At 71.0% G+C, this 22,814-nt stretch carries 18 protein-coding genes; 10 read left to right on the top strand and 8 right to left on the bottom strand.

Annotated elements, in window-relative coordinates; translation table 11 throughout:
* Positions 1-2 precede the first annotated feature (2 nt).
* The 4 genes from GAS53_RS00710 to GAS53_RS00695 are packed head-to-tail and all read right to left on the bottom strand — an operon-like array spanning position 3 to position 4,993.
* Positions 3-1,106, bottom strand: a complete 1,104-nt coding sequence (locus GAS53_RS00710; RefSeq protein WP_151475380.1) for a maleylacetate reductase — start codon at positions 1,104-1,106, stop codon at positions 3-5.
* The gene (locus GAS53_RS00705) at positions 1,103-2,395 is read right to left on the bottom strand and encodes an MFS transporter (protein ID WP_151475379.1); all 1,293 of its coding nucleotides are present in this window, start codon (positions 2,393-2,395) and stop codon (positions 1,103-1,105) included. The genes GAS53_RS00710 and GAS53_RS00705 overlap by 4 nt, the downstream gene beginning before the upstream one ends.
* On the bottom strand, positions 2,392-4,008 hold the full coding sequence (locus tag GAS53_RS00700) for a bifunctional 3-(3-hydroxy-phenyl)propionate/3-hydroxycinnamic acid hydroxylase (RefSeq protein ID WP_225858636.1): 1,617 nt from the start codon (positions 4,006-4,008) through the stop codon (positions 2,392-2,394). The genes GAS53_RS00705 and GAS53_RS00700 overlap by 4 nt, the downstream gene beginning before the upstream one ends.
* Positions 4,001-4,993, bottom strand: a complete 993-nt coding sequence (locus tag GAS53_RS00695; RefSeq protein ID WP_151475378.1) for an amidohydrolase family protein — start codon at positions 4,991-4,993, stop codon at positions 4,001-4,003. Before GAS53_RS00695 ends, GAS53_RS00700 begins: the two co-directional genes overlap by 8 nt.
* 353 nt (positions 4,994-5,346) lie before the next feature.
* On the opposite strand from GAS53_RS00695, the gene GAS53_RS00690 reads away from it, so the two are divergent.
* Positions 5,347-6,129 carry an IclR family transcriptional regulator gene (locus GAS53_RS00690; RefSeq protein ID WP_151475377.1) on the top strand — a complete coding sequence of 261 codons (783 nt, stop codon included), beginning with the start codon at positions 5,347-5,349 and terminating at the stop codon, positions 6,127-6,129.
* A 4-nt stretch (positions 6,130-6,133) separates the two neighbouring features.
* On the opposite strand, the gene GAS53_RS00685 is transcribed toward GAS53_RS00690, so the two are convergent.
* Positions 6,134-6,949: a PaaX family transcriptional regulator gene (locus GAS53_RS00685; protein ID WP_151475376.1), complete on the bottom strand. Its 816-nt coding sequence runs from the start codon at positions 6,947-6,949 to the stop codon at positions 6,134-6,136.
* A gap of 193 nt (positions 6,950-7,142) precedes the next feature.
* Here GAS53_RS00685 and GAS53_RS00680 point away from each other — a divergent pair, with 193 nt between their 5' ends.
* Genes GAS53_RS00680 through GAS53_RS00650 form a run of 7 tightly spaced genes read left to right on the top strand, consistent with a single transcriptional unit; the run spans position 7,143 to position 15,863 of the window.
* Positions 7,143-8,660 (top strand): FAD-dependent monooxygenase, encoded by a 1,518-nt coding sequence (locus GAS53_RS00680; RefSeq protein ID WP_151475375.1) that lies wholly within the window; start codon positions 7,143-7,145, stop codon positions 8,658-8,660.
* The gene (locus GAS53_RS00675; RefSeq protein ID WP_151475374.1) at positions 8,657-10,762 is read left to right on the top strand and encodes an acetate--CoA ligase family protein; all 2,106 of its coding nucleotides are present in this window, start codon (positions 8,657-8,659) and stop codon (positions 10,760-10,762) included. Before GAS53_RS00680 ends, GAS53_RS00675 begins: the two co-directional genes overlap by 4 nt.
* An 11-nt stretch (positions 10,763-10,773) precedes the next feature.
* On the top strand, positions 10,774-12,447 hold the full coding sequence (locus tag GAS53_RS00670) for a (2,3-dihydroxybenzoyl)adenylate synthase (protein WP_151475373.1): 1,674 nt from the start codon (positions 10,774-10,776) through the stop codon (positions 12,445-12,447).
* Entirely contained in the window at positions 12,437-13,564 is a 1,128-nt protein-coding gene (locus GAS53_RS00665) for a cupin domain-containing protein (RefSeq protein WP_225858635.1), read from the top strand. Before GAS53_RS00670 ends, GAS53_RS00665 begins: the two co-directional genes overlap by 11 nt.
* Entirely contained in the window at positions 13,561-14,394 is an 834-nt protein-coding gene (locus GAS53_RS00660) for a fumarylacetoacetate hydrolase family protein (RefSeq protein ID WP_151475372.1), read from the top strand. Before GAS53_RS00665 ends, GAS53_RS00660 begins: the two co-directional genes overlap by 4 nt.
* Complete coding sequence (locus GAS53_RS00655) at positions 14,391-15,101, top strand: maleylpyruvate isomerase family mycothiol-dependent enzyme (protein WP_151475371.1); 711 nt, start codon at positions 14,391-14,393, stop codon at positions 15,099-15,101. The genes GAS53_RS00660 and GAS53_RS00655 overlap by 4 nt, the downstream gene beginning before the upstream one ends.
* Positions 15,102-15,134: 33 nt before the next feature.
* The gene (locus tag GAS53_RS00650; RefSeq protein WP_151475370.1) at positions 15,135-15,863 is read left to right on the top strand and encodes an alpha/beta fold hydrolase; all 729 of its coding nucleotides are present in this window, start codon (positions 15,135-15,137) and stop codon (positions 15,861-15,863) included.
* Positions 15,864-16,024: 161 nt separating this feature from the next.
* Here the strand turns inward: GAS53_RS00650 and GAS53_RS00645 are convergent, their stop codons facing one another.
* The 3 genes from GAS53_RS00645 to GAS53_RS00635 form a co-directional block, all read right to left on the bottom strand.
* Positions 16,025-17,143 carry a sensor histidine kinase gene (locus tag GAS53_RS00645; protein WP_151475369.1) on the bottom strand — a complete coding sequence of 373 codons (1,119 nt, stop codon included), beginning with the start codon at positions 17,141-17,143 and terminating at the stop codon, positions 16,025-16,027.
* On the bottom strand, positions 17,140-17,811 hold the full coding sequence (locus GAS53_RS00640) for a response regulator (RefSeq protein ID WP_225858655.1): 672 nt from the start codon (positions 17,809-17,811) through the stop codon (positions 17,140-17,142). Before GAS53_RS00640 ends, GAS53_RS00645 begins: the two co-directional genes overlap by 4 nt.
* 282 nt (positions 17,812-18,093) lie before the next feature.
* Positions 18,094-19,782: a cellulase family glycosylhydrolase gene (locus tag GAS53_RS00635; protein ID WP_151475530.1), complete on the bottom strand. Its 1,689-nt coding sequence runs from the start codon at positions 19,780-19,782 to the stop codon at positions 18,094-18,096.
* A gap of 773 nt (positions 19,783-20,555) precedes the next feature.
* On the opposite strand from GAS53_RS00635, the gene GAS53_RS00630 reads away from it, so the two are divergent.
* Complete coding sequence (locus GAS53_RS00630; protein ID WP_263974089.1) at positions 20,556-21,755, top strand: prolyl oligopeptidase family serine peptidase; 1,200 nt, start codon at positions 20,556-20,558, stop codon at positions 21,753-21,755.
* 135 nt (positions 21,756-21,890) lie between these two features.
* A complete protein-coding gene (locus GAS53_RS00625) occupies positions 21,891-22,754 on the top strand; it encodes a poly(ethylene terephthalate) hydrolase family protein (RefSeq protein ID WP_225858634.1) in 864 nt (287 codons plus the stop codon).
* Positions 22,755-22,814: the final 60 nt, after the last annotated feature.

Here is a 22,814-nt window from a genome sequence, read left to right as displayed (position 1 = left end):
AGTCATCGGGGTTGCTCTTCCGTGCGAAGGGCGGTGAGAGGGACCGGCACCGGGGTGTCCCCGCGGCACGCGCGCCCGAGCAGCTCGCGCATCTCGTCGCGGGTCACGCGCCGCGGGTTGGTGTCCGGCACCTGTGCCATGACCAGGTCGCAGGCCCGGTCGAGATCCCCCTCGGCGAGTCCCAACTCGCTTAGCGAGCGCGGAGGTTCGAGCCGCGTGTAGAGGGCGATCAGCGCGCCGAACGGATCGGCGCCGGCGTCGAGCGCCGATCCGAGGAGCCGGGCCGCGTCCGGTGCCGCGGGCAGGTTGAGGCCGACCACGTGCGGCAGGATCACCGAGTGCAGGGCGGCGTGTTCGAGGTCGTACGCGCCCCCGAGGACATGGCACACCTTGTGGTGCAGTCCGGAGCCGGCCCCCGCGAAGGCGACCGCCCCGAGGTAGGTGCCGAAGAGGATCTCCCGGCGGGCCGCGACGTCCTGGCCGTCGGTGACGATGCGCGGCAGCGCGGACGCCAGCGAGCGGACGCCCTCGACGGCCAGGGCGGAGCTGATCGGGTTGTGCCGGGGGGCCCACCACGCGTCGACGCAGTGCGCGAGCGCGTTGAGCCCGGAGGTCACCGACAGGCGGGTCGGCAGCGACAGCATGAGCGTCGCGTCGTAGACGACGACCCGCGGGAGCACCTTCGGGTCGACGCCGGTGCGCTTGTGGCCGTCCTCGGTGAGGCCCCAGACGGGGGTCGCCTCGGAGCCGGCGTACGTCGTGGGGACGGCGAGGATCGGCAGCCCGGTGGTGAGCGCCGCCGCTTTGGCGGTGCCCGTCGTGGATCCGCCGCCGACGCTCAACAGCAGGTCGGCCGCGTGTTCGTGGGCTGCCGCCCGCACGGCCTGCGCCACCTCGGTGGGCACATGCGGCCTGACGGCGCCGAACGTCGCCATGACGGGAACGTCCTTGCAGATGTCCTCGGCCAGGGCCCGCTCCCCCTCGGCCGCGATCACCAGGACCCGGCTCGCGCCGAGTCCGGTGACCTCGGCCGCCACGTCCTGGCGTGCGGTGCCCGAGCCGAAGACGACCCGCTGGCCCCAGGACTCGTAGACGACCCGCGTCATGCGGTGACCGCTCGCACCCGGGGTACCGCGCCCGCCGCGAACGCCCCGATCAGGGCGGGTACGGCGAAGGCGTAGAAGGCCCATTCGACGTCGGCGCCCGAGCTGAGGACGAACGCGCCCAGGGACGGGCCGACGATCGCGCCGAAGCGGCCGATCGACAGGGCCCACGCGAGGCCGTTGCCGCGCAGGGCGTCCGGGTAGCGCGTCACGATGAACGCGTTGCCGAGGATCTGCGAACCGATGAACCCGAACCCGCTGATGAACATGAGCACGAACATGACCGGCGTCGGCGGGCGGGTGCTCATCGCGACCAGGCTCAGCGTGCCGACCAGGAACGCGACGACCACCACGCGCTTGGCGCCCAGCGCGTCCGCGACCCGGCCGCCCACGATGGCCCCGACGCCGACACCCAGCCACATGGCCGCCGTCTGCAGCAGCGCCGACCCCAGGGAGAATCCGGCCGCCTGCATGATGCTGGGCAGCCAGGTGCTGATGCCGAAGACGAGCAGCAGTCCGCAGAAGGACATTGCCCAGAACAGCACGGTCGAGACCGCGAGTCCGCCGGTCAGCAGCGGGCCGATACCCAGCCAGCGGCCCGGGTCCGACGTCGGGGAGGCGTCCGACGGGGCGAGACCGAGCTGCTCCTCCACCGCCCTCGCCTCGGCCGCCCGGCCCGTACGGCTGAGGTGGAACGGGCTCTCCGGCAGCCGGAGCACCAGCGGTATGGCCAGGAACACCGGGACCACGCCGATCACGTACAGCCAGCGGTACGAGACGTCGGGCAGCAGGGCCGTGCCGAGCAGCGGGGAGCACAGGGCGCCGGCCGCGTAACCGCTCATGATCAGGGCGATGTTGCGGCTGCGCCGGCCCGGGTCGCTGAGGTCGGCGACGTAGGCGTTGATCGTCGGCAGTACGACGCCGAGACCGAGGCCGACGATCAGGCGCCCGGCGCCGAAGGACGGGACGCCGCCGGCGACCGTGCAGACCGCCATGCCGAGCGAGAACACGGTTGTGCCGACGAGCAGGAGCCGACGCGGGCCGGTGCGATGGACGAGGGCTCCAGCGAGGGCCGCGCCGATCAGCATCCCGATGCCGACGAGCGAGCCGATGGTGCCGGCTTCGGCCTTGTCGATGCCGAGCGAGGAGTCGCCCAGGATCGCGGGCACGGTGACGCCGTACACGGCGAGGTCGTAGCCCTCGAGGGACGCGACGACCCAGGCGGCGAGCAGCATGAACGTGCTCGCGGACACTCTGCTGGCCTGCGGGCGTATCGCGGACGGTGCGGTCATGGCCGGATCCCTTCTCCGACGGTGGCAGGAGCCTGGACCGGCTCGACTGCCGTGGCAAGTGTCTTCAGGAGCGCCGGGACGTCGGAGAGGACGCCCGCGGTGCCGAGGATGTAGAAGTCGGGCCGCCACAGAACGGCGGTGCGGCCGGTCTCGTCGAACCAGCGCCCGTAGACGCCGCCGACATCGGTGATGCCGTCGGTGGTGAGACGGCGGTCGGTCAGGTGGTGGACGGCCACGCCGAGCGCGCCGGCCAGTTCGGTGGTCGGGGCGTCGAGCGAGGAGCCCTCACGTCCGTCGACGAGGAGGACGAATCCGCGGCCGAGGACCTCGTCGAAGAGCCCCTCGCTGCCGGCCGACTCCACCCGGCCGTGCGGCATCAGACGGCCCGCCTGCGGGGACTCGTCGCGCAGGCCCGGGCCGAGACCCGGGAAGCGCATCTTCTCGGGGCGCCCGTTCGCCTCGCGCTGGGCGATCAGGCGGGCGTCGCGCTCGGCGGCGGCCACCGGGTCGCGCATGGTCTGGACGCGGCCGAGTTCGATGCCCTTGGCGATGATGGCCCGCACATGCGGCTCGCGTTCGCTCTGGTACGTGTCGAGGAGCGCGTCGTCGGCACCCCGCAGCACGGCGTCGAGCTTGAACGCGAGGTTCTGCGCGTCGCGGATGCCTGAGCACATGCCCTGCCCGAGGAAGGGCGGCATCTGGTGGGCCGCGTCCCCGGCGAGCAGGATCCGGCCGCTGCGCCAGCGCTCCGCGACGAGCGAGCGGAAGGTGTACGTGGCGACGCGGACGAGCTCGGCCCGCGAGCGGTCGAGGTAGGCGGCGACCCGTGCCCACACCCGGTCGGGCTCCCGCTCGACGGGGAAATCCGCCTCGGAGCCGAGCATGAAGCTGAACCGGTGGTGCCGGGGGCCCAGCGAGATGATCGATACCGGCTGCCCGGGGTCGCAGACCTGGCGGGCCTTGGGTATGTCCGTGGCACTGGCACCGGTCAGCCGGAAGTCGCAGACCATCCACGGCTCGGAGAACCCGTAGTCGTCCTGCTCGACGCCGAGCGCTCCCCGGGTGAAGCTGTTGCCGCCGTCGCAGGCCACGACGTACCGGGCGGAGACGACCTCCCCCACGCTCGGCTTCGCTCGCGCGGGGGCACTCCCGCCGTCTCCCTCGACCTGGATGTCCACACCGTGCTGCTTGCTCCGCAGCCCGGTGACCGGGGAGTCCATCCGGATCTCGACGTTCCCGAGGCCGCGGACCACTCCGTCCAGGGCGTCCTCCAGGTAGGGCTGGTACATCATGTACCACTCCGCCCAGCCCTGGTTGCCGACAGCGGCGAAGTCGTGCTCGATGAGCAGCTCGCCCGCGCCGTTGCGCCACTCGTAGTTCCGCTGGACGTGCAGCGTCGGCAACAGGTCCTGGGAGATGCCGAGGCGGTCGAAGGTCCGCATCGTCTCGTCGTCGAAGATGGCGGCGCGCGGAAGGTTGTAGAGGGTCGGATAGCGCTCGAGGACGACCACGTCGTGGCCTGCCTGCCCGAGCAGCGCCGCGGTGACCATGCCCACGGGCCCGTACCCGATGACGGCGACGTCGTACATGTGCGTGCCCTTCCGCTCAGACACCGGCGTACGCGGGTGCGGGGGTGGGGGCGAGGCCGAGCAGCTTCTCGGCGTTCTGGTGGCCGATCTTGAGCCGGTCGGCGTCGCTGATCGGGGCGTCCCGCAGGAACTTCGTGGCTGTCTCGATGTCCTCGAAGGGGTAGTCGGTGCCGAAGAGGATGTGATCGGCGCCCATGGAGAGCAGGGCGGTCAGCAGCGGGGCGGGGGAGCAGACGCCACTGGTCGTGATGTAGAGGTTGTGCCGGAGGTACTCCGAGGGGCGGCCGCGCTTGAGCTCGATGCCGTGGTGCGCGTGGAAGTCCCAGCGGGAGTCCATGCGCCACATCACGAAGGGCAGGCCTTCTCCCATGTGGCCGAGCAGCAGCTTGGCGTTCGGGAAGTCGTCGAAGACGCCGCCGAAGACCAGCCGCAGGACGTGGGTGGCGGTGTCGATTCCCCAGCTCCACATCGGCCCGACGAGTTCGGGGTGCCCCGACAGCACGTGCGCGGTGTCCACGCCGTTGGCGGGGTGCAGGTAGAGCGGTACGTCGAGGTGCTCGGCGCGCTCCCAGACGACGCGCAGGGCGGGGTCGTCCAGGTACATGCCGTGGGTGTGCGCGTTGACCAGGGCGCCGCGCAGGCCGAGCTGAGTGACCGCGCGTTCCAGCTCGTCGGCCGCGGCCTTGGGGTCCTGCAGGGGCAGGGCGCCGAAACCCGAGAAGCGGTCGGGGTGCTCGGCGATGACGCCGGCGAGGAAGTCGTTGACCGTGGCGGCCTGGCGTACGGCGGCCTCCGGATCCCTCTCCGCCTGGATACCGGGGGAGTTGAGCGACAGGACCTGCATGTCCAGCCCTGCGGCGTCCATGTCGTCGAGGCGTTCCTCGGTGAGGTCGAGGAGACGCCGGGAGGCCTCGGCCCAGGCGCTGGGTTGGGCGATGGACGCGGTCGACGCGCCATGGCCCACCAGGTCCGGGGTCACGAAGTGCTCTTCGAGGGCGATCAGCTTCATTGCGGAGTTCTCCTCGGGGGATCTCGTACGCGGGGTCGTACGCGGGCCTCGTGCTGCGGTCGAGGTCCCATATGCGGTCGGGGTACGGCGGCGCCCGGCTCGGTGTGAGTGGCCGGGGCGGATGAGATGCGCGGGTGTGTGCGCCGAAGGACGAGCGGCTCCGGGCGGCTGCGAAACGGGCCGCCGGTGTGACGGGGCAGTCGGGGGAGGTGAGTGCCACCGCTGTCGCAGTTCACCAGAACGTAACGCGTTCCGCAATAGTGAATGTAAGATCTGTTTGCGATCCGAGGTCGGCGCTCGTCGCGCCGATAGGCTGAACGCCTTCAACCACCTGCAGGGGAGAGAGCCGCACTGTGACCACGACCGACCCCAGGGAGAACGGGGAGCGTCAGGGCATCCAGTCCGTGGAGACAGCGATGCGGGTCCTGCTGGCGCTGGAGAGCGGCGGCGGTGCGCTGAGCCTGTCGGCGATCGCGCAGGCGAGCGGAATGCAGCCCAGCAAGGTGCACCGCTACCTCGTCAGCCTCGGCCGGATAGGGCTGACCTCGCAGGACCCCGCGTCGGGCCTGTACGACTTCGGGGCCGCGATGCGCCGCCTGGGCGCCGAGTCGCTGCGCCGCACCAACGAGGTGGCGGTGGCGAGCGGCCACGCGACGCAGCTGCGCGACCGCACGGGCCACTCCGTGAACCTCGCGGTCTGGGGTGACCGCGGGCCGATCGTGGTGAGCTGGGCCTACGGCACGCGCCCGCTGCCCCTGACGGTGCGCGTCGGCGCCACTCTTCCCCTGCTCACGTCCTCCGTGGGCCAGGTCTTCCTGGCCCATCTGCCCGAGAGTCTCACCGGCGAGGTACTGGCCGGCGAGCTCCGCGGCAAGGAGACCGACTGGACGGACGAGCGCCTCGCGGCCACCCGGGCGCAGGTCCGCGAACAGGGGCACGCCGAGACGCACAGTGGTGTCATCCCGGGCATCATCTCCGTCGCTGCACCCGTCTTCGCGGCGGGCGACCCGCTGCCGCTCGCCATCTCCGTGGTACTCCCGGAAAGCGCCGGCACGCCGGACCATCTCGCCGAAGTGACCGACGAGCTGCACAGCACGGTGTCCGCGGCCTCGCACGAGCTGGGGCATCTCGCCTAGCCCGCTACTGCTGCGGCGCGCGGCGCGGGCCGGCCACCTCGTCGTAGTAGGACTCGGCCGCGGGGCCGAGAATCTCGTGGGCCTCCAGGAACATCTCGTGCGCCTCGTGGCCCACCCAGCCCGCCGGGAGGAGTTCGGTCGGCAGGTCCGGGTCGCGGAAGGGGAACTTGCGGTAGTCGTAGGTCAGTCGCATGCGCTCGACCAGCGCCTCCTCGGGGCTGAGATGCCCGGCCCGGTACGACGGCATCCGGCTGCGGTAGGTGCGCAGCAGCTCGCGGTAGTCGTCGTTGAGGGTGGCGAGGTCCCAGCTGCGCGCCGCCATCTCGCGGTCGACGGGCAGCCCGCCGGACTGGCAGCGCAGTGTGTCGAGTCGTACGGCGGGCTCGTCGGCGAACTTCTCCCGGACCTGCTGGAGCCGGTCGTGCGGGGAGACGTACGTGGACGGCGCCAGCGGGCCGAAGCCCAGCCACGCCAGGTCCTTGCGGATGCGGTCGCGTACACCCCGCTCGGTCTCCGGGACCGAGTAGATGACCATGTACCAGTGGCGGTCCCAGTCGGACGGTGCCCGGTCGAAGATGCGTGAGCGGCCCTCGTCGAGGAGCTGGAGGCTGCGCTTGTTGAGCGCGTAGAGCGTCTCCCGGCCCTCGCGCCGGACATCGAACCAGCCCTCCTTGCGCAGCCGCGCGAGGACTACCCGCACCGTGCTCTCACCGACACCGAAGCAGCCCATCAGCGCGCTGAGAGTGCGCATCCGGGCCGCACCTCCGCGGTAGCGGACGTAGTCGCCGAACAGGTCGAAGACGATAGATCGAGGCTTCACGAAACCGACTATGTCACACGGACGGCCGTCGTGAAGATGAGCGATCCGGTCGAGGAAACCCCCGTACTGCTGGGATTCCACGCCGGTGACCCGCTCGAAATAGAGATACAAATTTTTGACGCCCGTGTATCCATTGACACAGATGCCCGCGAGCCTGAGTCTTGGGCTTGTACTCGACGTGGAGGCAGGAGCCATGGTGACTCGGATCGCTTGCGTGGGAGGCGGCCCCGGTGGGCTGTTCTTCGCGGCGCTCATCAAGCAGGCCGATCCGTCGGTCGAAGTGACGGTCTTCGAGCGGAACGGTCCGCAGGACACCTTCGGCTTCGGCGTGGTGTTCTCGGACGCGACGCTGGCCGCCATCCACGCGGCGGATCCGGTGCTGCGCACCGGGCTCGCGGAGCACGGCCGGCACTGGGACGACATCGAGGTGCGGCTGAAGGGGCAGCGGATCCGGTGCGGCGGCAACGGCATGGCGGCCATCACCCGCAAGACCCTGCTCCAGCTGCTGCACCGGCGGGCCGAAGAGGTCGGCGTCGACCTGAGGTTCAGCCACGACGTGCCCGCCGATCCGGCCCAGCTGGCCGACTACGACCTGATCGTGGCCGCCGACGGGGCCAACTCCCGGTTCCGTGACCGTCTCGCCGACGTGCTCGTGCCGGAGGTGGAGGTCGCGACCGCGAAGTTCATCTGGTTCGGCACGGACTATCTCTTCGACGGTCTGACCTTCGTGCACGAGCACGGCCCGCACGGCACCTTCGCCGTGCACGGCTACCCGATCAGCGACAGCGTCAGCACCTTCATCGTCGAGACCGACGAGGCGTCCTGGCGGCGGGCGGGGCTCGACGCGTTCGACACCGCCCAGCCGCCGGGCCCGAGCGACGAGAAGACCAAGCAGTACCTGGAGAAGCTCTTCGCCGAGCAGATCGACGGCCATGAACTGCTGGTCAACAACTCGCGCTGGGGCAACTTCCGCACCCTGCGCACCCGGCGCTGGCACAGCGGCAACGCCGTCCTGCTCGGCGACGCCGCGCACACCGCGCACTTCTCCGTCGGCTCCGGCACCAAGATGGCCATGGAGGACGCCGTCGCCCTCGCCGACAGCCTCCTCGCCCACCGCGACGACCTCGCGAGCGCCCTGGACGCGTACGAGGCGGCACGGCAGCCCTCGGTGGCGAAGATCCAGGGCGCCGCCCGGCCGAGCCTGTCGTGGTGGGAGCACTTCGGGCGCTACCACGACGCGTTCGAACCGACGCGGTTCGCCTTCCACTTCATCTCCCGCAGCATCGGAAAGGAACGGATCGCGCGCCGCGACCCGGAGTTCGTCGAGCGGGTCGTACAGGACTGGCGGGCGGCGCACGAGGGGCTCGACCCCCTGGACACGCCGTTCAGGGAGTTCGGCGGAAGGCGGCTGACCGCGGCGGAGCTCGCGGCGTTGCGCTCCGAGGGGTGCCTGTGGCTCACCGCACCCGAGACCGAGGCTCAACTACCGGAGACCTTCGGCGAGTTGGCCGAGTCCCTGGGCGACGAAACGCCCCCGGATCTGGTCGCCGTACACGGCGGAACACCGCTCACCCGGTCGCTTCTCGCCGAGCAGGCCCGGCTGGAGCACGGCGTGCCCGTGCTGATCGTGGAGGACACGATGGACGACGACCGGGCCGAGACGCTGCTGCTGTCCGGGCGCGCCGACCTGGTGGCGGGGGAGCGGGCATGAGCACCGACCTGACGCCGATGCTCGCGCCCGAGGGCGTGGTCGTGATCGGCGCCTCACGGCAGAGCGGCAAGCTGGGCGCCGCCATGGCCCGCTCGCTGGCCCCCTTCCCCGGCGCCCGCGCCCTGGTCAACGCGCGGCGCCCGGAACCCGACAAGGGCGTGTACGCCTCGGTCGCCGAAGCCGCCGCGCACACCCACGGACGGCTCGACCTGGCCGTGCTCTGCGTACCGGCGGCCGGCTGCGCCCAGGCACTGGCCGAGGCGGCAGCCGCGGGCTGCCGTGCGGCGCTGGTCTGCGCGGGCGGTTTCGGCGAGGCGGGCCCGGCGGGCGAGCAGTACGCGGAGGCACTGCGCGGCGTTGCCCGCGAGACGGGGATCCGCCTGCTCGGTCCCAACACCTCCGGCTTCTTCGCCCCTCATCTCGGACTGACGGCCAGCTTCGTGCCCGCGGCCGGGCAGCTGCCGGCCGGGGACATCGCGGTCGTCGCGGCCAGCGGCGGCGTCAACCACGCGCTCTCCTTCGACCTGGTCGCCGCCGGGAACGGCATCAGCCTCGGCGTCGGCATCGGAGCAGGTCTCGACGTCACCGCCGCGGACGTCCTGGAACACCTCGCGGCAGACGGCCGTACGACAGCCGTCGCACTGCACTTGGAGACGGTTCCGGACGGGCCACGGCTGGTGGAGGCCGTACGCCTGGTGGCCGCCGTCAAGCCGGTTGTGGCGCTCGTCGTCGGCCGCAGCGACGTCGGTGACTTCGCCCGGTCGCACACCGGAGCGCTCGCCACCTCCTGGCGTACGACGCGCGCCGCGCTGCGCCAGGCCGGGGCGGTGGTCGTGGACGACGAACGGGAGATGGTGGACGCACTCACCGCCCTCTCCCGCGTCCGGCTGCGGCCGCATGCGGACCCGGGGCTCGCGATAGTGACGGCCCAGGCGGGGCCGGGGCTGCTGCTGGCGGACCGGGCCGGCAGCGACGGCGTACGGATGCCGGAGCTGGCCGGGACCACGCAGGCCACGCTGAGCGAACTGCTGCCCCCGCTCACCTACCAGCGCAACCCGGTCGACACCGGCCGGCCCGCCGAGACCTTCGCCCGCGTCCTCGCCGCCACGGCCGCCGATCCGGCGGTGGACCTGCTCGCCGTCTACGCCCTGACCGAGCCCGACAGCGTCGACCTCGCCTCGGCCGCGCAGGACGCCGGCCTCGGTGCGGACTCCCCGGCCGTGGTGGTCGTCGGCGGCCTCCCCGAGGACGTCGCCGAACAGCGGGCGCGGCTGCACAAGGCGGGGATTCCGGCGCTGACCGGACCGGCATCGGCCGCCAATGCCGTACGGGCGCTGGTGACGCATGCCCGGCAGCGGACCGTGCGTGCCGACTGGTCTCCGCAGGAGACGGGTCGTGTCCCGGACGGCCTCGGTCCAGTAGAAGCGGGAGGCGTCCGGCGCGGCCCAGGCCGCGCCGTCTCCGTGCCGTCCGGCCCGCTGGACGAGGACGCCGCCAAATCGTTCCTCGCTTCCATCGGGATCCGCACCCCCGACCGCGTCGCCTGCGACACCCGCGCCGACGCCCACTACGCCCTGCGCCTGCTGGGCGGGCCCATCGCGGTCAAGGTGCTCGACGCCGCGATCCTCCACAAGACGGAGATCGGCGGAGTCCACCTGGGTGTCCGCACCCCCGGCGAACTCGACACGGCGCTGGACGCCATCGGCCCCGGCCACCGCTACCTGGTCGAGGCGATGGCCCCGGCCGGCGTCGACCTCGTGCTCGGCGTACGACGGGACCCCGTCTTCGGGCCGGTCGTCCTCGCCGGTCTTGGCGGAACGGCCGCCGAGGCCCTTGCGGACGTGGCGATCCGGCTCGCCCCGCTGTCCGCGGCCGAGGCCGCCGGGATGCCCGACGACCTGGCCGCCCGCGCCCTGCTCGCCGGCTGGCGCGGCGGACCGGTGCTCGACCGGGCCGAGTTCGGGCGGGTCACCGCCGCGCTCGCGGCCGCCCTGGCCGCGAGCCCGGACACTGCAGAGATCGAGATCAACCCCCTGCGGCTCACCGCCGACGGGCTGATCGCCCTGGACGCCGTGATCGTGCACACGGCCGACCGCACCTGAGGAGAACGACCATGCCAAGGCCGAGCAGCAACGGCGCTGTCCCCTGGCCCGCGGAGTACGCCGAGCGCTACACCGCGAGGGGTTACTGGGAAGGCCATGCCATCGGCGACGGGCTCCACGCCGCCGCCGACGCCACTCCCGACGCGGTCGCGCTCATCGACGGCGACCGGCGACTGACGTACCGTCAACTCGCTGAGCGCGCGGACGCCGTGGCCCTGCGCCTGGCCGCGCTCGGGCTCCGCCCGGACGACCGGCTCGTGGTGCAACTCCCCAACACCGCCGAGTTCGTGATCCTCACCTACGCCTGTCTGCGCCTCGGCGTCATCCCGGTGATGGCACTGCCCGGGCACCGCAGACACGAGATCGGTCACCTGGTCGAGCACAGCGAGGCCGTGGCCATCGCGGTGCCGGATTTCCTCAAGGACCACGACCACCAGTCGATGGCCTTCGAGGTCGCCGACGACTCTCCAACCCTTCAGCACATCCTCGTACTTGGCGACAAGGTCGGCCACGACGCCGTGGACCTGCGGGAGTTGTGTGCCGCGCCCGGCGCACCCGAGGACCGGGCCGCCGTGGACGCGTACCGGCCGGACAGCTGCTCGATCGCCGTCTTCCTGCTCTCCGGCGGCACCACCGGGCTGCCCAAGCTCATCGCCCGCACGCACGACGACTACGCCTACAACGCCCGCCGCAGTGCCGAGGTCTGCGGATTCGGCCCCGACACGGTCTACTTCGCCGCCCTGCCCCTCGGCCACAACTTCCCGCTCGCCTGTCCGGGCATGCTGGGCGTGCTGCTGGGCGGCGGCCGGGTGGTGCTGGGCTCGCCCAACCCGGAGAAGGCGTTCCCGATCGTCGAGCGGGAGGGCGTCACCGCGAGCGCCCTGGTCCCGGCCATCGCCCAGCGCTGGCTCGACCACCACCGCGAACACCCCGGAGCCGACCTGAGCTCACTGCGCCTCCTCCAGGTCGGCGGCTCCCGGCTCGCCGACCACGTCGCCCGCCGCGTACGCCCCGAACTGGGCTGCACACTCCAGCAGGTGTTCGGCATGGCCGAGGGACTGCTCAACTACACGCGTCTGGACGACCCCGAGGACGTCATCTGTACGACGCAGGGGCGCCCCATGTGCGAGGACGACGAACTCCTCGTCGTGGACGAGCTGGGCGACCCGGTCCCGGCTGGGACCCCGGGTGTGCTGCTCACCCGCGGCCCGTACACCCCGCGCGGCTACTACCGCGCCGAGGAACAGAACGCCCGCGCGTTCACCGAGGACGGCTGGTACCGCACCGGGGACATCGTGCGGCTGCGGCCCGACGGCAACCTCGTCGTCGAGGGCCGCGACAAGGACATGATCATCCGGGGCGGGGAGAACATCTCCGCGGAGGAGATCGAGAACTTCGCCTACCAGACCCCGGGCGTCGCCCGTGCCGCCGCCGTGGCGATGCCCGACGCCCGGCTCGGCGAGCGGGTCTGCCTCTACGTCGTACCGGAACCGGGGCACACGGTGGCCCTCGACGACGTCTGCCACGTCATGGAGCACGCCGGTGTCGCCCGCTTCAAGTTCCCGGACCGGCTGGTGACCGTCCCCGAACTCGCCGCCACCAAGGTCGGAAAGATCGACAAGAAAGCCCTGCGCGCCGACATCGCGCAGCGTCTCGATGCCGAAGGAACCCCCGATGACCAGTGACACCGATGGCATGGCGTCCGTCATAGCCCCGGAGGAGACGGACCCCGAACTCCGGAAGCTGTACGACGGCTTCGCGGCGGCCGGACTCATCCCTTTGTGGACCGAGATCGGCAACCTCATGCCGATGACCCCGCAACCCGAGGCCGTGCCGCACGTCTGGCCGTGGGACACCCTGCTCCCGCTCGCCCGCCGGGCCGGCGACCTGGTGCCGGTGGGGCGCGGCGGTGAGCGCCGCGCGATCGCACTCGCCAACCCCGGTCTGCCCGGCCGCCCATACGCAACTCCCAATCTGTGGGCGGCAGTTCAGTACCTGGGCCCGCGCGAGGTGGCGCCCGCGCACCGCCACTCGCAGGGTGCGTTCCGGTTCATCCTGGAGGGCGAGGGCGTGTGGACCGTCGTCAACGGCGACGCGGTGGAGATGCGCCCCGGCGACCTGCTGCTCACCCCGTCGATGCACTGGCACGGCCACCACCACGTCGGCGACGAGCCGATGGTCTGGCTTGACGGCCTCGACATCCCGCTCGTGCACCGCCTCGACGCCGGGTTCTTCGAGTTCGGCGAGGACGGCGTGTCGGACCGGTCGACCCCGTCCCGGTCGCGGAACGAGCGGCTGTGGGGTCACCCGGGCCTACGGCCGATCGGGGCCCCGGACAGCCCCAACTCCCCGTTGATGGCCTACCGATGGGCCGACACCGACGACGCTCTCACCGCCCAGCTGGAGCTGGCGGACGAGGGACACCCGGGTGTCATCGAGCCCGGCCACGCCGGCATCCGCTTCACCAACCCCGCCACCGGCCGTGACGCCCTCGCCAGCCTGCGCACCGAGATGCACCGGCTGCGCCCGCGCACGGCCACGGCCACCCGCCGCACGGTGGGTTCCTCGGTCTGGCAGGTGTTCCGAGGCAGCGGCACCGTCACCCTCGACGACCGAGTGATCGAGGTGACCGCCGGCGACCTGATCGCGGTCCCCTCCTGGTGCGCACTGACCATCGCCGCGCACACGCAGCTCGACCTGTTCACCTTCAGCGACGCGCCCCTCTACGAGGCGTTGAACCTCGCCCGCACCGAAACGACCGAGCCCGAAACGGCCGAGAACACCGGGAGCACCACCTCATGAAGCTCGCCACCATCCGCACGGCCGACGGCACGGCGGCCGTCCGCCTCGACGGCGACCGGGCCGTGGAGACCGGCGCTCCCGACGTCGCCGCCCTGCTGCGCGGCCCCGACTGGCGTGCGTACGCGGCCGCCGCCGACGGCCCGGCGCACGAGGTGGCCGCACTCGACCTCGCCCCGGTCGTCACGACCCCGGCCAAGATCTTCTGCGTGGGCCACAACTACCGCACCCACATCGCCGAGATGGGCCGGGAGATGCCGTCGTACCCCGCTCTCTTCGGCAAGTTCGCCAACGTCCTGCTCGGCGCCCGCGACGACATCGTCCACCCGGGCGAGACGGAGCAGCTGGACTGGGAGGCCGAACTCGGCTTCGTCATCGGCTCCCGGCTGCGCCGCCGGGCCACCGAGGAGGAGGCGGCGGCCGCGATCGCCGGCTACACCGTCGTCAACGACATCTCCATGCGGGACTGGCAGTGGCGTACCCCGCAGTGGCTGCAGGGCAAGGCGTGGGAGGCCAGCACCCCGGCCGGGCCCTGGCTGGTGACCGGCGACGAGATCGACGACGCGGCCGACCTGGAGATCCGCCTCGAGGTGGACGGCGAGGTCATGCAGCGCTCCCGCACCTCCGACCTGCTTTTCACCCCGGCGCACATCGCCGCGTATCTCAGCACGTTCACGACGCTGGAGCCGGGCGACCTCGTCCTCACCGGTACGCCCGGCGGGGTCGGCGCGGCACGTGACCCGAAGGTGTTCCTGAAGCCGGGCCAGGTTGTACGGACCGTGGTCGAGGGGATCGGGGAGTGCGTGAACACGATCGTCGAGGACAAGCCGTGACCGTGCCCGTCGTTCGGTCGCTGGCCTGGGTGGAGGAGGGACAGCTCGCGCTGCGGCAGGCCGTCGACGCGCTGCCAGCCGACGCGGTGGCCGAGCCGTCCGCCCTGCCTGGCTGGACCCGCGGCCACCTCCTCACCCACCTCGCCCGCAACGCCGACGCCCTGGGCAACCTGCTGACCTGGGCCCGGACGGGCATCCCGACCCCCATGTACGCCTCGCCGGACCAGCGCGCCACGGACATCGAAGCGGGCGCCGGGCGTCCGCTCGTCGAACAGCGGTCTGACGTACGGGAATCCGCCGCCCGGTTCGCCCAGGCGGCCGAGGCGCTGGCGGACGACGCCTGGTCGGCCACGGTCACCAGCGGACAGGGCCGCGAGATCCCGGCGTCCGAAGTGCCGTGGCTACGGGCCCGCGAGGTGTGGATCCACCTGGTCGACCTGCGGGTGGGCATCGGCATGGACGTACTGCCGCCCGACCTCGCCTGGGCCCTCGTACGGGACGTCGCCGGATGGATGTCGGCCCGCCTGGCGCCGGACACCGGGGCCGAGTTGACCGCGGACGGCCACGGCACCGTCGTACTCGGAACGCCCTCCCCGAGCGGCGGCACGGTCTCCGGACCGCCGTACGCCCTCGCCGCCTGGCTCACCGGCCGGGGCGGCACCGAAGAACTGCGCGGCGAGCTGCCGAAGCTCCCTCGCTGGATATGACCGAGTGATTGTCAACGATCAAAGGAGATCGGCATGAGTGAGACCTTCGTCCTGGTGACCGGCGCCTGTCACGGCGGTTGGGCCTGGCGCCCGGTCGCGAACGAGCTGAGAGCGGCCGGGCACGAGGTGTACACCCCCACGCTGGCCGGACTGGGCGAGGGCGACGACCCGCGCGACGTGACCCTGACCGACTGTGTGAACAGCCTCGTGGAGTACGTCGAACGCGCCGGTCTGACGGACATCACTCTGGTCGGCCACAGCTGGGGCGGCTACGTGCTGGTGGGCGCGGCGCCCCGGCTGGCCTCCCGGCTGCGTCGGCTGGTTTTCTGGAGCGCGTTCGTGCCGAACGACGGCGAGTCGCTGATCGACGCGTGCCCGCCGCACTACGGCGAGATGTTCCGCGCCGTGGCGGCTGCTTCCGGCAACAACGGAGTGACATTCCCCTTCGAGGTGTTCCAGCAGGCGTTCATGCAGGACGCCGACGAGGCGACACAGCGGATCGTTCACTCCGTGCTCGTGCCGCAGCCACTCGGCACTTTCACGGAGAAGCCGGACACGAGCGCGTTCTACGCGCTGGACATCCCGACCGCGTACGTCCTGTCCGAGGAGGACCTCTCCCTCCCCGGCGAGTGGCACTGGGCCGAGCGCTTCCCCCAGCGCCTGAAGAACCCGCTGATGATCAATACCCCCGGCAGCCACGAGGCCCTCTTCACCCGCCCCGCCGAACTGGCCGACGCGTTCGTCCGGGCCTGCGCGGCATAACGGTGCCTCATGGCGTCCCGCCTCGGGAAGGGCACCTGACCCGCACCGGGCGTGGTCGGGACACACCGCGCGGTGCGCACCGTTCGTTCCGCGTCACCGCGCCGGACGGGCAGAGCAGCCCGACCGGCCGAGTGCGAGGCAGCACGATCTCCTGAGCGATCTCAGTCCGCGCTGAGGGGAATCCGCAGCCGCACCCGGTAGCCGCCCTCCGTGGTCGGGCCCGCCTCCAGGGTGCCGTGCAGGATGTCGGCCCGTTCCCGCAGGCCGACCAGGTCCTGCTGCGATCCGGGGAGGGACAGGGAGGGACGCGTGGGCGGGGTGTTGGCGACGGTCACGCCGACGTGGTCGCCGTCCTGCCACAGCTCGACGCGGGCCGTGGCGCCGGGGGCGTGCTTGCGGACATTGGTCAGCGCCTCCTGGACCGTGCGGTAGAGGGCCCGTTGCGCCGGTGTGCCCACGGTGGGCGGGAGTTCACCCTTCAGCTGTGCGTGAGTGCCGCTTGACTCCACGAGTTTGTGCAGGTCGGCCAGGGTGGGCTGAGGAGTCAGCTCGGTGGCTTGGCCGCCGGAGGCGCGCAGCAGCGTGACCATGGTGCGCAGTTCGTCGAGTGTGGTGACGCTCAGGGAACGGATCGTGCGGGCGGCCTCTTTGGCGTTCGGGTCCTGGGCGGCGACCTGCATGGCTCCGGCCTGGACGGCGATCAGGCTGACCTGGTGGGAGACCACGTCGTGCATCTCGCGGGCCAGCTGGGCGCGTTCGCGGGCGAGTACGGCCTGGGCGTGCAGGGCCCGCTCGTGTTCCCTGGCCTCCTCGATCTCCGCCAGCCGCCGCGCCAAGTCCCGGTGCGCCTGGAGGAGTTGCCCGACGAGGACCGGGGCGACAGCGGTGGCCAGGCTGTACACGAAGTCGATCAGCGTCATGGTCCGGCCGACCTCGGAGAAACTGTCCAGGGGCCACGGAACGCTGCTCGCCACGGCGGCCAGGGCGACGCACCCCGCGAGGAGAGGGCGGTTGCGGGAGCGTTGGGCCAGGGTGAACAGCGCCACGAGCGGGGCGACGGCGACCGGCTGCGTCAGCGCGATGGGCAGGGTGAGCGTGAAGACGCCGAGCGGGAACCTGCGCCGGAAGGCCAACGCGCCGCAGCTGAGTGTGGCCAGCGCGACGCCGGGGCGCGTGTCGTCCCACAGGGGCAGCCACAGGTCCACGACTGCCACCGCCACCAGGAGGATGTCGACGACCGGTGCGGGCACACGCTCCCACAGGGCGCGTGCGCGGTTCATCGTCTGGCCTCCGGCTGTGGGCGCTCGTCGAGCAGTCCGGCCCGCTGCGCCAGCAGCGCGGCCTGCACCCGGCTGGTCACCCGCAGCTTCGTGAGGATCGCGCTGACGTGGTCCTTCACCGTGCCGGCACCCAGGTGGATGCGCGCCCCGATGTCGGCGTTCGACAAGCCCTCCGCCACCAGGACGAGGACGTCGCGCTCACGCGCGGTGAGCAACCGCACTCTGGCCGCCTCCTCGTCGACGGCCGCCTCGGCGCGGGGGTGGCTGTGCAGCAGGGTCCGCGACGCCTTGGGGGACAGCACCACGCCGCCCGCGGCAAGGGTGCGCACCAGATGGGCCAGCTGTTCCGGCTCGGTGTCCTTGAGCAGGAAACCGGCGGCGCCGGAGTGCAGCGCGGTCAGGATGTACTCGTCGGCGTCGAACGTGGTCAGCATCGCCACGACCGGAGCGTCCGGCATCGTCCGCAGCTCGCGCAGCACGGTGAGCCCGTCGACGTCCGGCATCCGGATGTCCAGCAGGACCACGTCGGGCCGCTCCCGGCGGACGGTCTCCACGGCGTCGCCGCCGCTCGCGGTCGCGACGACCTCGATGTCGTCGGACGCGCCCAGGATGAGCCCGAAGCCCGACCGCACCAGAGCCTGGTCGTCCACCACCACTACCCGCACCACCCCGTTCACGTGCGCTCCGCCTCACCTTCGTCCCTACCGCCCGGTTCTTACCGCCACGACCCTAAAGCCCCGGAGAGTCCCCGGGGCCCGGCGAGTCACAGCTCCAGCCACCCGGCGGGGTATCACCCTCCGGTCGGCAGGGACGCCGCAGCCTTTCGCCGCATGCTCCGCACGAGAAGTCCTCGATACGGGAGAGAGCCGAGCCCTCGCCCGGCACGCCCCCCCGGCCGGCTGAGCGCGGTGCCCGCCCGGGAGCCTCCCGGACGGGCACCGGCCCTTCGCTCAGGACGTCGTGCCGGTCACCGTGCTTCCCGACTTGGTCACGTAGTACGTCGTGGTGGCGCCGCTCCAGAAGTGGAAGGTGAGCTTCACACGCGTGTCACCCTTCACCGCGTCGAGGAAGGCGGGGGTGAGGCGGATGGCCTTCTTGGCCTTGTCCGGTGCGAAAGCGGTGTTGAACTGCTGGTAGGGCGTCCAGCTGGTCGGGCCGGCGTTGCCGCCGTCCGCGTACGTGGCCTCCATCGTCGCCAGCTCATCGCCCCGGAGCTGCGTGGGGATCCGGAACGAGTTCGTCGTCCCGGTCGTGTTCGACTGCACCGGGGTTTCATGGGTGCTCACCTGGAGCCGCCAGGGGACGCCTCGGGAGAACTCGGCCTGCAGCGTCGCGTTGACCCCGTGGGTACGGTCCCCGACGAGCCGGGTGAGCGCGGCCGCCCTCAGGGTCAGCCGGTTGCCGGCAAGGGTGTAGTCCTTGCCGTTGACCAGCTTGGTCGTGCCGTGCTTGAGAGCCTTGAAGGTGGCTCCGTTCAGGTTCAGGGTGAGCGTACGGTCCTTGACGCGGCCGGACTTCGGCACGAAGACGTTGTCCGTGGAAGCGGTTGCCGAGCGCGTGGTCCAGCTCGACTTGATCTGGCGGTACATCCCGGCGTCCTTCCACCGCAGCTTGTCGCGGTCGAAGAAGGCGCCGTTGTCCCACAGGACGGTGGTGACCTTGTTGGTGCGAGCGGTGTGGCCGAACGCCTCGAAGTACTTCTGCATCTCGCCGCGTTCCACGGCGCCGGGGCCGTGGTCGTAGCCGAGCAGACCGTACTCGCCGATGACGACGGGGATGTTCTTGGCGACGAAGGTGTCATGGATCCGCTTGAAGGTCTGGCTCAGGTCTTTCTGAACCGTGGCGTCGAAGCGGGTCGTGCCGGCGACGTTCACGCTGAACGGGAAGTAGCCGTAGTAGTGCACGGTGGCGATCAGTCGCGGGTCGCGCAGCGACTTGATCGTGCTGGCGAGGTTGTTCATCAGCCGCTGGTCCGGTGTGCAGACCTGGGTGGGCAGCATGAGCAGCCGCTTGCCGTGGTTGCCGCCCGACTTGCGCACGATGCTGTGGAACGACTTGTTCAGCTCGTTGAGGAGCTCGGCCTTACGGGCGTCGTCGGCGCTCTCGAACTGCGGCTCGTTGACGCTCTCGAAGACCAGCTTGGCGGACTCGTTCCTGAACGTCGCGGCGATCTGGGTCCAGGTGGCGTTGAAGCGCGCGAGCACCTTGTCGTGGTCGGTGGACATCGAGTCGGCCCACTGCCAGGAGTCGTGGTGGATGTCGATGATCACGTAGAAGCCGCTGTCGAGCGCTTGGTCGACCACTTGCCTGACCCGCTTCAAGTACGCCGGATCGATGGTGTAGTTCGGCGCTCCTCCCTGGTGGTCGGTCCAGGTCACGGGGACGCGGATGCTGTTGAAGCCTTGGGAGCGGACCTTGTCCAGCAGGGTCTTGGTGGTGCGGGGCTGGCCCCACGCGGTCTCGTCCGGGATGGCGTCCAGACTGTTGCCCAGGTTCCAGCCCGGCTGCATCGCGGCCACAGCGGTCATCGCGTCGCCGGGAACCGGAGCCGCGGCCGCCTCGGGCCGGGCGTCGTCACCGAACGTCCCGAAGACCGCGCCGTAGGCGAGAACGCCCGCGGCTGCCAGCGCCAGCGGCATCCCCACCACCAATCCGACCCTGCGTCGGCGGTGCCGGGCAGCCTGCTGTCATTGCTCATCCGTCCTGGAAGATCGAGCCGGTATCTCCCCTCAGTTGCCGTCGGCAGGCGGGCGGTTGCCGACCTTCACAGGACATACACAGGTCCGCCCGCCGTCGGCCGACCCGGCCCGGGGGTGGCACAGCAGTCGGCGTAGCAGCGGTGCCTTCCATGCGGTGAAGGGTGGGTGGGCAAGCCGCAGCACGTCGGGAACAGCGGCTTTTCGAGGACGGGCCGCTTGAATTGATGCGCTTATTGCATGGACAGATCTCGGTTTGATGCTGGACGCGGATCCGGTAGTGCTCCGAAACTCTCGCGTAACACCTCGGCCTGCCCCGCCCAGATCCCGCCCCGCCGCCACCGAGGGCCGTCCGCATGGTCCGTTGGGGTGGCCCGACCATACGCGCCATGGCTGCACTGATGCTGGACAGTTCCGACCTCCAACGTGCGGCCTGCTTCCGGGAGTTCGGAGCAGGTGAACACCTCCACCCACCAGGCACCCGATCCGGGTGCCCCCACAAGACCGAGACGAGGGGACGCATGAGACGGATCACCAGACGTACGGCGCTCGCGGTCACAGCAGGTGCGGTCGCGGCGCCGGCCGTGAGCACGGCAACCGCCTCGGCCGCCGGCACAACGACAGCCACATCTCAAGGACGACAAGCGACCTCCGGGCGCAATCCGGTCCTGCGAACGGACCTCGTCACGCGGGTGACGCCGAGGAACAACTGGCTGGTGGCTGCCGTCGCCATCCAGTACTCGTATCCCATTGACTTACGCGGCGGGGTGATCCCGTCCTCGGCCTTCCAGGTGAAGGCCACTGTGGGCGGGCAAACAGCGGCTCGCACGGTGACCCGGGTCTACTCCAGCACCACCGCCGAGGTGGACGACCGATCTCACCCCGGACGGCCGGGGGACCGCCTGATCATCGAACTCGACCCGAACGACTCCAACGCGCGGGCCGCGGGCACCGACCCCCTTCCGCTCGACCGTGCCTACTCCGTCAGACAAGTGGCGGACGTGCACACCCCGGAAGGCGAACCAGTGCTCAGGGCTGGTCCGTTCGCGAGCCGGAACGACGACGTCATCAATCCCGTGGTCGACGACTTCGCCGCCGGTTCCTTCACCGACTCCGCAGGTTTCGAACTGGACTTCCGGCTGTACCAGCCCGAGGGATTCGTACGGAACCCGCAGACGCGCAAGCGGTACCCACTCGTCGTCACCCTGCACGGCGGTGGCGAAGTCGCGGACAACAACATGACCCAGCTCACCTCCAACCGGATCGCGGTCACGTTCGCCAAACCGGAACGACAGCGCCGCGACCCCGCGTTCGTCCTCTCTCCGCAGATCCCCCTGCCCCGTCCCATGGACGGACCCGACGGCACGGACTGGACCGACGCCAAGGTCCAGGCCGCTCTGGTCGAACTCATCGACACCTTCGTGAGCGAGCACTCCCGCAACGTGGACACAGCCCGGCTCTATCTCGTCGGCCTGTCCTCGGGTGGGCGCGGTATCTACAGCCTGCTGGCGAAGCGCCCCGACGTGTTCGCGGCCGCCCTGCCCACGGCCGGCTGGGGCGACTCGGCCACCATGGACCAGATCACGCACATCCCGATCTGGGCCGACCACTCCGTCGACGACCCGGTCGTCCCCTACCGGGAGGGCCGGTTCGGCAAGCCCGGCACCTGGACACTGATGAACGCGCTGGAGACCGCCGGTGCACGGGTCACCCGCGGGGAGTGGGCCAACGATCTGCCGAAGACACAGTTCGAGGCCCGGTCCCGGGCACTCCTACGGCAGGCCCGGGCCACGCGCAGCCACGTACTGTTCACGAGCTACACGCCCGGAACGACACCGGTGAACCCACACCTCTCATGGGCCCAGACGTATGAGAACGACGTGGTCATCGACTGGCTCTTCGAACAGTCCCGGTAGCCGCCGCACACGGCGCCCCTTCGCGCACTCCGCTGTCCGGTTACCGCGCTCTCACCGCTATCCGGAGGTAAAGCAATGCGTCCATCCCGTCGTTCCACTCACACGACCGTGCAGTTACGGACCCGACCCCGTGCCATGACGGCACTGATCTCCCTGGTGACCACCCTCGGCTTGGCGCTGACTCTGCTGACAGCCGCCGCCCCGCCGGCGGCCGCAGCCGTCCCGGACCCGACGACTGCCTCCCTGGAGGCCGGCAGCGGGCCGCTGACCACCGCCACCTACACCGTTTCCAGCCCGAGCGGGTACGGCTCCGGCACGGTCACGTACCCCACGAACAGCGGCTCGTACCCGGGCGTCGTACTGATGCCCGGCTATCAGGGCACACAACAGAACCTGCAGTGGCTCGCACCCCGCCTCGCTTCCTGGGGATTCGTCGTCATCAACGTCGGCACCAACACACTCACCGACGATCCCGCATCACGAGGCCGCCAGATCACCGCCGCCGGCACCCAGTTGCTCGCGCTCGGCAACGCCACCGGCAACCCGATATCGGGGAAGGTCAACGGCACGCTGGGCGCGGTCGGCCACTCGATGGGCGGCGGGGGTGTCATGGCGGCCCTCCGGGACGACTCGCGCTTCCGGGCGGGCGTACCCACGGCCCCGTACTACCCGAACATGAACTTCTCCGGAGTCACCGAGCCCACGTTCTTCCTGACCTGTCAAAGCGACCCTCTCGCCCACGGCAACGACTACGCGGTGCCCTGGTACAACTCCATGTCCCAGGCCGAGAAGCTCTACATCGAGGTTCCGGGCGACCATCTGTGCCCGATGACGGGCTCCGGCAACAAGGCCAAGCAGGGCAAGTGGATCGTGTCGTTCCTCAGCCTCTGGCTGCATGCCGACACCCGTTTCAGCCCGTTCCTGTGCGGTCCCGTACGTGACGCCGACAAGAACAACACATCCCTGGTCACGCGCTGGATGGACACCTGCCCGTTGTGACCGGCTCGCTCGGAGCGCTCCGCGGCTCGCCGACGCAGCGCTCCGAGCCTGCTGCCGGAG

The organism is Streptomyces albicerus (genome assembly GCF_008905045.1).
In the GTDB taxonomy this organism is placed as follows: Bacteria; Actinomycetota; Actinomycetes; order Streptomycetales; family Streptomycetaceae; genus Streptomyces; species Streptomyces albicerus.
This window is presented reverse-complemented; position numbering and strand designations above follow the sequence as displayed.